This is a genomic window from Thermostichus vulcanus str. 'Rupite', assembly GCF_022848905.1.
Classification (GTDB): Bacteria; Cyanobacteriota; Cyanobacteriia; order Thermostichales; family Thermostichaceae; genus Thermostichus; species Thermostichus vulcanus_A.
Window position 1 is genome coordinate 1 of sequence record NZ_JAFIRA010000066.1, and the last position, 12742, is coordinate 12742.

The window sequence follows — 12742 nt, forward strand, 5'->3', positions numbered from 1 at the left end:
CCTTAAATTGCAGGGCATAGAGCTTTTCGTTGGCGGAGCGGATCCCGGCGGGATGATTGAGCACCAGGGTTTGGCTGGGAGAAAGGCGATCCAAAAGGTAAGTGGCGTAGAGATAGGCGGTATCCACTGGCGGATCCTTGCGCATCCATACTGCTTGCATTTGGCTCAAAGGCATGAGCTGCTCTTGCTTCACCGCATACCAGGGATCTGCCCCCAAATCCAACTGAATTTCCTGAACGGCTCCCCAGGTTTCCCCCTGATCCAGGTACAGATCCCCAATGCCTAGGCAGAAGATGCGGTGTCCCCGGTTCTGAAGCGCCTCCATCAAGGCAACGCTGGTATCATGGCCCACCTGTAATTGGGATAAGGGATCAACAATGAAAGCTACCTGCATGGATCACTGACGAAAGGCTGCCCTGAGTATGCAACAAATCGGAGGGGATCGGAGCTGAACCACCCTTTCTTTACCACTACCGGTTTCTCCAACGGGACAGGAGAGGCAAAGATTAGCGGATACGAAACCGCCTTTATTAAAGTTCCCTTAACCTCTCCAGCCAAAGCAAACGTTAGCTTAGTTACTGACAGGACATCCTTCTGCAACTGTAAAGCCTGTATGGGCTCTTCTTCCAACCTGCCTGTAGGGATCCCTTGGCCGTGACTGCCTCCTCTCCCGAGCCTTCTGCTCCCATCCGCATCGAAACCACGCGAGAGTTGCTAGCAGCCTTACGTGAGGGGCGTTCTTTGCTGGGTGCCAATCTGGAAAATGCCTATCTCTCGCGGGGCCTATTCGACCGCATTCAGATGCCCAAAGCCAACCTGCTACGGGCCAATTTGCGCTCCATTAGCATGCAACAGGCGGATCTGCGGTTGTGTAATTTTCGCCGCGCCGATGTGGAACGGGCTAATTTTGCCGCATCAGACCTACGGGGATCCAGCTTCAGCCAAGCTTTGGGAGATTACAGCAACTTCACCGCCGCCAAGCTAGACAAAAGCAGCTTTCAGACGGGTCGTTTCAGCCATGCCATCTTTCGAGGTGCCAGCTTGGTAGCAGCCAATTTGATGGAGGGGAACTTTTTCAGCAGCGACTTCCGCCAGGCCAACCTGTTTCGCAGCAACCTTTCGGGAGCAGCCTTGGTCAGCTGCCAGTTACAATTTGCCAATCTGGAACAAGCCATTTTGGTGGGCGCCAACCTGCAAGATGCCCAATTTGAACAAACGTGCTTTGCAGGCGCAGACTTTACCGATGCCAAACTCTCAGATAACCTGCGCAAGGTCTTAATCGAAGGAGCAACAGGCACCAATGAGCTGACCCAACGGGATACCCTCAATACGCTGCTATCAGGGCTACAACCCAAATCCCAAAAGCTTTTTGGGCTCCTCTGAGGCGCCTTAACCTAGCCTCTCTCTAGACTTCTGTAACCTTCCGGCCAATCCAGGCAATTCTAACTAAAGATTCTAAAGATTTGTCTGTGCGGCCAAGTTAGCTCTTGAACGGGGAGGCCTATGCTCTAGGTGTTCGCGTCCTGTGCCGTAGGCATAGCGTCGGGATGAGAGGCGCGTGAGTGAGGGTGCATGGATTCATTCCACAACACATCTTTCCAAAAAGCGTTGCGTAGCAACAATGCCTACGGCAGGCTGCGCCACCTCAAAAGTGAACGCCGGATTTGCGACAACAATGGTAGTTTCCATCATCGATTTCAAAAGGGCTAGAGTGCTCCGCACCGCTGGCGCGAAAGGGATTGACCTTGTGCTAGGTGACTAGCGCGACCGCTGCCTGATGGATTTGCTGTCAGAGCTGTCATCATCACTCAAAAGGCTGATGGATGGTACATCACTCTAACTCTGGAAGATGTGTCTGTTCCAGAGCAAGTGATTGATATTGAGCCGAATTGGGACAACTCCACTGGGACTGATCTGATGGTGGGGTTGGGCAACGTGCTCCGCACGACCCAGAGGGTCAACGCCTCACTCAAAAACGCTCAACCGAGTCAGGCTCGGAAGAGAAGTCCGCGCTGCTCGTGTAGCGTTGCGTAGCAATAACCGCTTAAGCGGTCAGTGTCGGGAGGATGTCACGTTTTGGCCACCAAAATTGCCCCATCTTCAATCTTGACCTCATAGCTCGTCAGGTCGGCATTGGCGGGGCCACGGGTACGGCTCCCATCGGCAGCGAACGCAGAACCATGACAGGGACAGACATAATTTTCACCGCGCCAGTTCACATCACAACCGGCATGGGGGCAGGCGGCATCCAAGGCCAGTAATGAGTCTTCATCCTCGGGATCCCCGCTCAACCACAGGGTAGGGGTGTTGTCCCCAAAGGCGTTTTCCACCTTGAAGGGGCCGTCGGCCAAATCTTCTACTGTCGCCACCTTGATGAATTCCGCTTCGGGAGTTTGAGCAATGACACGGGCAGAACGGCGTTGGGTAAATGCAGGCAGCAACCCGGCCACTGAACCAAACCCGAGAGCCAGCCATCGTAGGAAACCGCGACGATTGTTTTGCATAGCCTTGTGTCCTCAAATGTGTCTTGGATGTCTATTCTGGAGGTCTATCCAGAGGTGATCAGGCCCCGAATCCGCAAGGGATCCCGGCAACAGCCCTAACACTTTTTAACATTTTGTTACTTCGAAACGGTCTATGCCAGGGCTAAACCGCATTCTTCTCTAGTACGCAGCAGAAGGGCTCCTGGTTTTAATGGTGTCGCCTGTGGGATGATACACGCTGGGCTATTGAGCTCCAACAGCTTTACTGCCGCCCTAAAATCGAGAGACAAACAGCTCAGATACTGTACAGGTGAATCCCGGCAATAGGGGAGAGGACAGCCGATCTGGAGCCAATAAAGTTTCCACCAAGACCAACTGGGCATGCTGTCGGCGATAGATTTCAATTCTTTGGGCCAGTCGATCCACGATCCAGTACTCTTGTACCCCCCGCACAGAATAGAGCTTCAGTTTGGCCAAACGGTCTCGATCTTCGTTGACTCTTCCGGGTAAGAGGACTTCAGCCACCAACTCAGGGGCACCACAAAAATGTCCTGCTTCATCTTGAATCTGGGGCAGATGTTCATAACTAACCCAAATCACATCGGGAGAGACATTGTCTGAGTCAGAAAAAAGGATCCCTGGCATGATTGAGGGTTCCCCCAATCCCGTTTCTAGCGACCACCGATGCAGTGCGGAGAACAAACACCCAATAATGTGCTGATGTTTGTGATGGGGAGAGCGAGTCACCAGTAGTTCTCCGTCGATGATCTCATAGCGGATCCACTCGTTCTCTGGAAGAGCCTCGATATCCCGAGTGGTCCAGCGGACTCCTGTAGCTGTCATGGCTATCCCCATAGTGGATTGAGGGTGCTACGCCGATGGCCCCGAACCGCACCTTGCACAGCAAGATCCTAGCTTAGGGATCCCAACCCCCTAATCCAGTGATTGAATTGGGCTAGTTGGGATAAATACGCAGACGGCGGTTGGGCTCTTCGCCAAAGCTCTGGGCCCGCAGGTGATAGTGCTCTACCAACTGGTGCTGCAACTTGCGGATCAGGGCAGAGCGGGGCAACAATTCCACCGGCTGGGACTTGGGAATAACGATTTGTTCGACAGCCAAACGCGCTTCTTCCAAGGCTTCTGTTTCGTCTCCAGCACTGGCTTGAATGAACAGTTCCAGTTCCGAATCGGATCCGTCCTCACTTTCAATGTTGAGAATGTGGCGCAGAGCGCGGGCCAGGGCGATGAGGGTATTGGCTTTGACGGTGTGAACCGGGATCTGGCGAGATTGGGCCAATTGTTGGATCTTGGAACGATTGCGCACATGGGATCGCAAGGCTAAGACGATATCCGCCCCATCCAAATCTTTGGTAACCTCCGCCTGCAACTTTAAGGTTTGGATCACCTGTTCCAGATGGAAGCGACTTACCCCGTAGGGGTAAATCATCAACGGCCCATCACCATCCCGTGGTTTGTCTTCTCCCTGGGATCCCTCAAGGTCCAAGCTCTCTTCTTCTTCTAAGCCAAGGCTAGAACGGGATCCCGCTTCCACAACCAAGTTGGTTTCCCGAGGATCCCGCTGCCGTAAGCGACCTTCCAAAGACTCTAGGGGTAATGCTTCCATTCGCCCAGAGCGACGCCATCCCCCCCGTTCCCGTGCTGTAGGCATTGGGCTGCTGGCGGGCGGCCATTGTGGGCCAGATAGGACCGGACGTTCGATCACCACCTGCCCCTGCTCATCCAGGCTACGGGTTTGAATCAAGGGCTCTCGATTGCGCAGGAGGCGATCCACGGTGGCAGCGACATCTTCGTGCACCACCCAGCGGGCCCGTTCTAGCATTTCCACAGCAATATCAAAGGTGGGAGGGGCTTTGCGCTCTAGGACGCTCTTTTGGCTGCCCCGTCGCCGCGCCTCATCATCTCCCAAGGTGACGGATTGGATCCCGCCCACCAAATCCGATAAGGTGGGGTTTTTTATCAGATTGTCGATGCGGTTGCCGTGGGCAGTGGCCACCAGTTGTACCCCCCGCTCAGCGATGGTACGGGAAGCCAACGCCTCCAATTCAGTACCAATTTCATCAATCACCACCACTTCTGGCATGTGGTTTTCCACCGCCTCGATCATCACTTTGTGTTGCAGTTCTGGGGTGGCCACCTGCATCCGTCTGGCTCGGCCAATGCCTGGATGCGGAACATCCCCATCTCCAGCAATCTCGTTGGAGGTATCGATGATCACCACCCGCTTGTGCAGATCATCCGCCAGCACCCGGGCAATTTCCCGCAGGGCCGTGGTTTTGCCAACTCCCGGTCGGCCCAACAGGAGCATCGAACGGCCCTGCTCCACCAAGTCACGGATCATGCTAATCACGCCAATAATGCAACGACCCACCCGACAGGTGAGGCCAATGATTGTCCCTTGGCGATTGCGGATGGCACTGATGCGATGCAGGGTGGAGGCAATACCGGCGCGGTTATCGCCACTAAACTCTCCCACCCGACTGATCACTTGATCCAACTCGGCACGGGTGATCACCTCTTCTGAGAGATAATCCGCAGAGCCTGGGAAACGGGCCTCTGGACGCCGCCCCAAATCCAGCACCACCTCCACCAAGCGATCCAACTGCGGATGTTGCTCCAGTCGCTCCCGAATTGGGGTGGGCAAAATGTCCAGAAGTTTGCTCAGATCATCGGTGTAGTGGGCTTGGCCGGGAAAATCGGTACGGTCGGGATCCACCAGCGGGTTCAAGGTCGAGGATTCTACGGGGAAATTCATAGTCAATAATCAAACGTAGGAGAAAGAAGTTTGTTGCAAGCCTGGGACAACCGTTACCGGTCGCTGTTTAACTTGGGCCACCAGCTCTTTAGCCAGCGGGATCCCAGCAGCCAATCCCCCTTCCAAGTAGGAGGCCACCAACTGCCGTGCATAACTCCCAAACGCCAATCCCGCCACTGGCCAACGGGGATCCAACAGCAGAACCGTTTGGGCATTGGTTCCCCCTGCCAACTGCACATAACCGGGTAAACCCATGTTCAGCACCTTGTGGGCTAGCTTCAGGGTGGCTTTACTGGTGCCCGACCCCGACCCAATATCCCCACTCATGGGCCGACCATCCACCTGCCAAATCAACACCTTGGGCCGGGGATCCATTAGGGACAGCAAATCCCGTAGGTAAGCCTCCAGTCCAGGGCCATCGTTAAAGCTGATGGATAGAGCCTCCAGATGCGGCAGCCAAGGCCGCAGGGATCCCCACAGTTGTCCGAACTGGGCTTGCCGACCGATGCGGGTATGAATTTCTACTGCTTGAATGCCCAGACCAACCAGTGACGGCAGTACCTGGGGCAAAGGCACCTGATGGTTGGGGGTGGCAATGCGGTGGTAAGGGCAAACCGGTTCACAGCGCCCACAGCCGTAGCACAGTTCCGTTTGAAGATGAACGGTTCCAGAAGTGGCCAGTGGAACTAGGGCGTGGGGAGGACAAACCGCCACACAGGGCTGCGGACAATCGACTGGACAAACGGGATCCGTCAACACCGCCTTGCGAAAATGCACATCCTCGCCATCGTTGACACTAACCATCAACCAAGGGGATCCCACTTGTGGATCTTCTGCCTGGGCCCACTGGATCCCCTGCTGGGCAGCTCGCACAATCGCCGGATCCGCCGCCAAGTCAATGCAATCTACTCCGGCCAGCGTATAGAGGAAGGCTAGCTCCCGAACCGAGGGCAAGTGATGGAAACTTGCTCCACAGATCAGTTTGAACCAGGTACCCTGTTGCAGCGAGGCGTTTGGCAAGGTCACGGGCACAAGAAGCCACTAGCGGGATGGTTGTCTGGGCCGCGGGCTATCTACCTGAGATGGTAGCAAAGAATTCTTCAGGCGCTCTGCAAAGGTTGCCAACGAATCGATTGATCTCGCCCCAACTCCACCACAAACTTCACCCCCTTGTCCTCCTGGCTCAGCTTCACCAAGTAAGACAACTCCTGCCGACTGAGCACGTGCCCTTCATAAAACCAGAACACCAACCCCTTCGCTTTCGGGGGCAAGGTGGCCCGATACTGCTCAATCAAGGGCGGGAAGAAATAGGTGCGCCGTTCCGACTTGCCCAGAATCGCGGGCCGCACCCCATGGATGCGAGTCAGATAACCAGCCAGATCCCCGATGCCCTTGCTGGAGAGGGTCACCACCTGATAGCCCGCCCCCCGCAGCCGCCGCAAATAGTGGCCTTCGGATCCCCCTTCCGGGGTTACAAAAATGGCCAGGGCCCCGGATTGCTCCAGCTGCCGCACAAATTTTTCGCCTGAGCCGACCAGCAACATAGGGATAACTCCACGACCTGTACTGAGGAACCTACACTGAGGGAGAGGAACCCAACAACTGCCCCAATGGATCCCAATCCTGAGCTTATTGTAAAGGCAGATGTCGAACCCATTGGATAAATTGTCTAGAACCCAGCGAGAAGTCTTGCCTTTCTTCAGCGTTTACGAAGAACGGTTAAGATACCAACAGAACGAAGCACCCCAATCCTGGCTCCGATTGGATGAACTCCCATGAGACGACGTAAGCTGTTCACCCTCACGTCCGCGTTAGCGGTACGGAGCACTTTGGCTGGACTCGTCACAGCGCCCCTTAGCCTGGCAGGAGAGCAACACGCGATGGCTCAGCAAACCTATCCCTTCAGCAAGACCGAAACCGAGTGGCGGGAATTGCTCACGGAAGAACAGTTCTATGTGTTGCGTCAAGAGGGCACCGAACCCCCTTTCCGCAACGCCTACCACGACAACAAAGCGCCAGGGATCTACGTCTGTGCCGGCTGTGGGCAAGAGCTGTTTTCTTCGGCAGCCAAGTACGACAGTGGCACCGGCTGGCCCAGTTTCTGGGAGCCAATTGCTCCTGAGGCTATAGGCACCAAAACCGACTGGAAGCTGTTTGTGCCTCGCACTGAGGTGCATTGCTCCAACTGTGGTGGGCATTTGGGGCATGTGTTCCGCGATGGGCCTCAGCCAACTGGGTTGCGTTATTGCATGAACTCTGCCGCCCTTAAGTTTGTTCCAGCTACGGCCTAACCCGTTCCTGAACCTAGTGCTCCGGCTGCCCCTACCCCAAAGCTAGGATGGAATCGCCTGCTGGGGTGAGACCATGTCCGACTACTCCGATTACACAGCTTTGGATGCTGCTTCCATTCTGCTGCGGGAGGGCCTAGAAGCTCTGCTGGTGCTGGTGGCTTTGTTGGCGTTTTTGGGTAAGAGTGGCCAATCTGAGCAGAAGCCCTGGGTGTGGCTGGGGGGATCCGTGGGTTTGCTGGCAGCGGTGTTGCTGGGTCTGCTGGTGAAGCTGTTTTTTCAGCAGTTGCTCACCCATACTCGCCAGGAAGTGTTGGAGGGGATCACCGGGCTGGTGGCAGCTGGGTTGCTGTTTTTCGTCAGCTTTGGGTTGCATCGTCAGGCAGCGATTGCCTCTTGGCAGACCTTTGTGCGGGAACAGGCGGATGTAGCGTTGGCCAAGGGTCAGGTTTTTTCCTTGGCTTTCCTCGCCTTTACAGCTGTGTTTCGGGAAGGGGCGGAGACGGTGTTGCTTTATGTGGGCTTGGCACCTTCTCTATCAGCGGCAGATTTTTGGGCGGGGGTAGGGCTGGGATCCCTGACGCTGACGGTGGTGGCGGTGCTGCTGTTGCAGGTGGGCAAGAAGTTGCCCATCAAGGTGTTTTTTCGGGGCTTAAGCCTGTTGATCTTCTACCTGGGCTTTAAGTTTTTGGGCAGTGGCCTGCATGCGTTACAAATGGCTGACTGGCTACCGCTGACCCCTCTGGCCGGGATCCCGAAGTTGCGCTGGTTTGGCATTTACCCCACTTGGCAAACGCTGCTACCGCAGATGCTGCTGTTGGGAGTAGCTCTGACTGTAGGGCTGTGGCAACGGCTACGGACTGAGCCGGCTGAATAGCTGGCGCGGGATCCTTCTTGGGGGTTGCGCTCCGTCCAAAACAAACCAAAACAAAACCTGCCAGAGGGACTCCAGCAGGCTAGCAACAATAGATTGCCTTTAGATTATTGGATTGTCCTCACAGAGCCAGCAATAAGGCCAGATCGCCCTTAGGGTATGGCGTGCAATCAGAATCAGCAGTTAATCTGCGTGATCAATTGCCTGAGGGTCAATGCAGCACCAAAGGGATCAGTTGTCGTAGACCCGGCACTCGATGGCATCTGGGTTTTCGGCGCAGTGCTGTTCCAGGCTATTGAGGGTGGTAGGTTGGTGGCTGCGGGCCGCCAGTACCTCTTCTACCGCATCCCAAGCAGCACGGCAGTGGGGATCCCCTTCGCCGTACTCGGAACAGATGCTGCGAGCGTTTTCCAGTTCTTTGGCGATGACATCAGACAGTCCCATATGCTTGAGCTCCTCTAGATAAGTGGGGCCAGTAGCCCGCTGGTGTGATCGGTCAACGAGGGTTCGTGTGGATCAATGAAAGAGAATGAGTCCAGGATAGTCACCTTGCGCCAACCGATCTCATAAGTTGGATACAGTTTTATTCTAAACAATGGCGGTGGGGGGCTGTACTCACCCTTTTGGGATCTCTTTGGGATCCTTCCGCACACTCCTAGGATCCTTCAGGCCCCAAACAGTTGTCCAATCTGCTGCCGAACCATCTGGGCGGATCCCTGTTGGCGGACTTGTCCTTCCGACAAGAAGATCGCGCCGTCTGCCCATTCCAGTTCCGCCAGCCGATGGGTGACCCAAAGGGCAGTGATCCCCTCTTGATCCACCAGTTGTCGGATGCACTGCACCAGATCCGCTTGGCTATCGGGATCCAACAAGGCTGTCGGCTCATCCAGAAGCAGCACTTGAGCACGACGTGCCAAAGCCCCCGCCACCGCCACCCGTTGTTTCTGCCCGCCACTCAGGCCGTGGATGGGTCGACGGATCATATGACTTAACCCCACCTGCCCCAGGGCGGTTTCCACCCGCTGTCGGATCTCCACCAAAGTCAGGGGCTCTGCCCCCAAGCCAAAGGCAACATCTGCCCCCACGGTGGGCATAAACAGTTGATGATCCGGGTTTTGAAAAACATAACCCAGTCGCCCGTTGATCTCTAGGTGGCCCGAAAGGGGTTTGGGATAGGTCAGGGCTCCGGACAACAGTTGTAGCAAAGTGGACTTGCCGCTGCCGTTTGGCCCCAACAACATCCACAATTCCCCGGTTGGGATACTAAAGCTGCACTCCTTTAGGACAGGCGGACGCCCCGGCCAGGCAAAGGTCAAATGTTCTACCCGAATCGCCACCTTACTCATCGGGATCCCTCACAGCAACAGCAGGCAAGAGCCATGCTCAGCTTCCCACCTGGGCGAGAAAACCCGTACGGGATCCCATCGGGCTAGCGCCACCGGATTTGGAGGTCATTTGTACACCACACAATTCGCTGGTGAGCACGAACACCTTTTTGCCGGTGCGGTCGCAGGTGAGTTCCAGGCTCTCAGGGGATCCTTTTTTGAGGGCATTCACCACGCTTTGGTAGGCCTGGTTGGCCGCTTCCTCCTCTTTCTGATGAATGACGATGGCCGCCGGATTCCCCTTCAACAACAATTCCAGGATGTACATGATTAACCGTTTGCGTAGTGTGCCGTAGAGATCAAAAGGACGCTGATCCCAGTATTGCAGGTTGGGCCAAGGTACCGGCAGGGCTAATTTCACGACTCCCCAGGGATCGGGAGCGCTCTTGACGACCAGCACCCTCCAAATGTAAGATTTTTTACAATTCCAAATGTTTGGCCCTTGTGATCCCAATTGGATCGTGTTGGATTGTGCCTGTGCAAGGGGTTGAATCTCTGGACAAATTGACTCTACCCATTTTCATTCATACCCAAAAGGATTCTCCCCTCATGAACATGGTGCGGCCTGTTTCCCTGCTGCTGGCTCCTTTGTCCGCCCTGGTAGCTTCTGCGGTTTTGGCCCAAGATTTGCAGTTCACTCTGTACAACGAGACCTCTAGCGCTTTGGTGGAGTTTTACATTAGCACTAGCGAGTCCGATAGCTGGGAGGAGAACCTGATCGTCACCCCCATCGAGGCGGGATCTAGCGCCACCGTTACCATTGCCGATGGGGAAACCGTCTGTGAGTACGACATCTTTGGCGTTTTTGAGAATGGCGCGGAAGCCGAAGACTACGAACTCAACCTCTGCGAGCTGGGATCCTACACTTATACAGAGTGAGTTGCTTGCAGAGTGAGTTGCTAAGAGCAAGTTTGGGTCGGGATGGGTTCTTCACCATTCAGCTCGCCAAACCATCCCAACAGAGCTGTTGGCAAACACAGACCTGGATTCTCCTGCACTTGCAACCGTTCCAGTCGGGGCAGTTCCGCCAAAAAGGCTGGCAGTTCTCCCGTCAGTTGGTTGCGATCGAGGCGTAGATCCCGCAATTGCTTCAGATTCGCCAGTTCGGGGGGGAGAGATCCGCTCAGGTTATTACCCGATAGGTATAAATTCTCGAGGTTGTACAGTTGCCCCAGCTCCGCTGGAATCGGGCCGGAGAGCTGGTTGTTATCCAAAAACAGCCCCTTGAGCAGGATCATCTGACCCAGTTGGCCGGGAATACTGCCGGTAAGTTGGTTATTTCGGAGGATTAGGTTTTCCACCTGCCGTAACTGGCCCAATTCCGGCGGGATCCCTCCCGATAGTTGGTTGTGATCCAGGAACAGCCCCTGCAAATTGTGCAGTTGCCCCAACTGGGGTGGGATCGGCCCAGAAAACTGGTTGTAGTCCAAAAATAGCTGTTGCAGTTGGCTCAGTTGCCCCAGTTCCGCTGGAATTGGGCCAGAAAGCTGGTTGTGGCTGAGAGAAAGGGAGCGCAGCTGCCGGAATTGACCGATCTGACCGGGCAGGGATCCGCTCAGCCCTTGCCGATCCAACACCAGCCCGATCAAACAGCGCCCCTGATCAAACAGAGCGACCTCCTCCAGTACGACATCTGGGCGGCCCATCTGCTCTAGGGCTTGCAACAGCAGGATCTGATCCCGATCCCCACAATTGGGAGCTGGCAAGGTTACCGCTGCCCACCCCACCGAAGCAAAGCCAGCCAATAGGCCCATCGCCCACAAGCCTGGCTGACCAACCCATCCCAGTAACCTCATCGGGCCTGCTCTCTCCAGCGGATCCCTGCCAGGCTAGCACCTACCTACCTAGACTAGAAAACCTCTTGCCACCAATCCCAAATAGCTTGGGAAAGTACCGGAGCACCGTTTTCAAAATGACCTGGCATTGATCGTTCTCCCAGTTGCCCTATCCGCCAAATAGAATCATTGGGCCAAACGGATGGATAAAGCTGACAAGGGATCCCATAGTAAGCACATTCCCAAAACAAGTTATAGCTGCCAATGCCCACCAAGTGCGCAATTTGCTGTCGCATTGAAGTGATGGGGTGAACGAGTTTATGGACGTAATCAGGATGAAGCCGCTTCAAATACTCTAAATTGCTTGCCTCATTACATACCAACACATGATTAGGAAAAGGCTTATGAACTAAGGGGGTTTCTAAGACAACAGGCGAAAAGTCTCCAGGTTTGTCAAGATCAGAAACCGTCATAACCTGAGTATAAACATTTGGATCTAGGCTTTCTCTACTGGTTTTACGCACACAGAGAATCTTGGGAAAATCTGATGCTTGATAGGGATTAAGAGATTCAAACCCGTGTTCACAAACAAGGGGAACTCCTTTTTGTAAGGAGTAAACACGTTTAACATTCGAAATCCACTTGGGTAAAGGAAGGCTGGGAATCACAGTGTTGTAGATTTCAAACTGTACTTGAGGCTGATGGACAGCTAGCGCCAAGATCCTTGTCCAGTGTCCCCAGACTGCCATGTTGGCTGCAATCTGAACAGTAGCAGATGACATAATTACTCTTAATTTTAATGAGGCCTATCTGAATCCAAACTAGAAGGGATTGTAAACTCGAACACTACATCCCCCTATAGGATATCCACTTTGACCAGCGACTTCACGATAGTCCCACAATTCTCGTTCGACCAAGTCAATATCTTCTGGACTGAGTGGAACATTAGGATCAGGAGTCAAATAGGAGTAGAACCGACTCAGAGCTGATTCATAAAGACAATCTTAAGGGAGAGTCTTTCTTCATCTGCTGATTCTAGGCTGGTTGACTGACAAAACTAATCGGTGACATAGCAGTACGTGTGTATTTTGAATTCGATTCGATAGGTACGCTGGTCATGCTGCTTCCGAGACGCCATGGTTGGTTCAGGATCGCGGTTACAGG

14 protein-coding genes and 1 pseudogene are annotated in these 12742 nt (G+C 54.5%); 4 read left to right on the forward strand and 11 right to left on the reverse strand.

The window, feature by feature from the left end; all coding sequences use genetic code 11:
* A pseudogene (locus JX360_RS16200) lies at window positions 1-394 on the reverse strand (glutathione synthase); the annotation flags it as partial.
* A 260-nt stretch (window positions 395-654) separates the two neighbouring features.
* Between JX360_RS16200 and JX360_RS16205 the strand changes: the two are divergent.
* Window positions 655-1383, forward strand: coding sequence for a pentapeptide repeat-containing protein (locus JX360_RS16205; RefSeq protein WP_244353023.1), 729 nt, complete (start codon window positions 655-657; stop codon window positions 1381-1383).
* Window positions 1384-2069: 686 nt separating this feature from the next.
* Here the strand turns inward: JX360_RS16205 and JX360_RS16210 are convergent.
* The 5 genes from JX360_RS16210 to ndhN all read right to left on the reverse strand — a co-directional run bounded on the left by JX360_RS16210 (window position 2070) and on the right by ndhN (window position 6800).
* Window positions 2070-2504, reverse strand: a complete 435-nt coding sequence (locus tag JX360_RS16210) for a QcrA and Rieske domain-containing protein (RefSeq protein ID WP_244353025.1) — start codon at window positions 2502-2504, stop codon at window positions 2070-2072.
* A 252-nt stretch (window positions 2505-2756) separates the two neighbouring features.
* A complete protein-coding gene (locus tag JX360_RS16215; protein WP_244353031.1) occupies window positions 2757-3326 on the reverse strand; it encodes a Uma2 family endonuclease in 570 nt (189 codons plus the stop codon).
* A gap of 112 nt (window positions 3327-3438) precedes the next feature.
* The gene (locus tag JX360_RS16220; protein ID WP_244353033.1) at window positions 3439-5256 is read right to left on the reverse strand and encodes a R3H domain-containing nucleic acid-binding protein; all 1818 of its coding nucleotides are present in this window, start codon (window positions 5254-5256) and stop codon (window positions 3439-3441) included.
* A gap of 9 nt (window positions 5257-5265) precedes the next feature.
* Complete coding sequence (locus tag JX360_RS16225) at window positions 5266-6282, reverse strand: Light dependent period protein LdpA domain-containing protein (RefSeq protein ID WP_244353035.1); 1017 nt, start codon at window positions 6280-6282, stop codon at window positions 5266-5268.
* Between the two features lie 74 nt (window positions 6283-6356).
* Window positions 6357-6800: an NAD(P)H-quinone oxidoreductase subunit N gene (gene ndhN, locus JX360_RS16230; RefSeq protein WP_244353037.1), complete on the reverse strand. Its 444-nt coding sequence runs from the start codon at window positions 6798-6800 to the stop codon at window positions 6357-6359.
* A gap of 231 nt (window positions 6801-7031) precedes the next feature.
* Between ndhN and msrB the strand changes: the two genes are divergently transcribed.
* Both msrB and JX360_RS16240 read left to right on the forward strand, forming a co-directional pair.
* A complete protein-coding gene (msrB, locus tag JX360_RS16235) occupies window positions 7032-7547 on the forward strand; it encodes a peptide-methionine (R)-S-oxide reductase MsrB (protein WP_244353038.1) in 516 nt (171 codons plus the stop codon).
* A 73-nt stretch (window positions 7548-7620) separates the two neighbouring features.
* Window positions 7621-8421, forward strand: coding sequence for an FTR1 family iron permease (locus tag JX360_RS16240; RefSeq protein WP_244353039.1), 801 nt, complete (start codon window positions 7621-7623; stop codon window positions 8419-8421).
* Between the two features lie 228 nt (window positions 8422-8649).
* Here JX360_RS16240 and JX360_RS16245 read toward each other — a convergent pair whose 3' ends face one another.
* The 3 genes from JX360_RS16245 to JX360_RS16255 all read right to left on the reverse strand — a co-directional run bounded on the left by JX360_RS16245 (window position 8650) and on the right by JX360_RS16255 (window position 10164).
* Window positions 8650-8862: a Calvin cycle protein CP12 gene (locus JX360_RS16245; RefSeq protein WP_244353040.1), complete on the reverse strand. Its 213-nt coding sequence runs from the start codon at window positions 8860-8862 to the stop codon at window positions 8650-8652.
* Between the two features lie 221 nt (window positions 8863-9083).
* On the reverse strand, window positions 9084-9764 hold the full coding sequence (locus JX360_RS16250) for an energy-coupling factor ABC transporter ATP-binding protein (protein WP_244353041.1): 681 nt from the start codon (window positions 9762-9764) through the stop codon (window positions 9084-9086).
* A gap of 37 nt (window positions 9765-9801) precedes the next feature.
* Window positions 9802-10164, reverse strand: a complete 363-nt coding sequence (locus JX360_RS16255; RefSeq protein WP_244353042.1) for a UPF0367 protein family — start codon at window positions 10162-10164, stop codon at window positions 9802-9804.
* Window positions 10165-10280: 116 nt separating this feature from the next.
* On the opposite strand from JX360_RS16255, the gene JX360_RS16260 reads away from it, so the two are divergent.
* Window positions 10281-10682 carry a hypothetical protein gene (locus tag JX360_RS16260; RefSeq protein WP_244353043.1) on the forward strand — a complete coding sequence of 134 codons (402 nt, stop codon included), beginning with the start codon at window positions 10281-10283 and terminating at the stop codon, window positions 10680-10682.
* 20 nt (window positions 10683-10702) lie between these two features.
* On the opposite strand, the gene JX360_RS16265 is transcribed toward JX360_RS16260, so the two are convergent.
* Together JX360_RS16265 and JX360_RS16270 are read right to left on the reverse strand one after the other, a co-directional pair.
* Window positions 10703-11599 (reverse strand): leucine-rich repeat domain-containing protein, encoded by an 897-nt coding sequence (locus tag JX360_RS16265; RefSeq protein ID WP_244353044.1) that lies wholly within the window; start codon window positions 11597-11599, stop codon window positions 10703-10705.
* 53 nt (window positions 11600-11652) lie between these two features.
* A complete protein-coding gene (locus tag JX360_RS16270) occupies window positions 11653-12360 on the reverse strand; it encodes a hypothetical protein (RefSeq protein ID WP_244353045.1) in 708 nt (235 codons plus the stop codon).
* Between the last annotated feature and the right edge of the window lie 382 nt (window positions 12361-12742).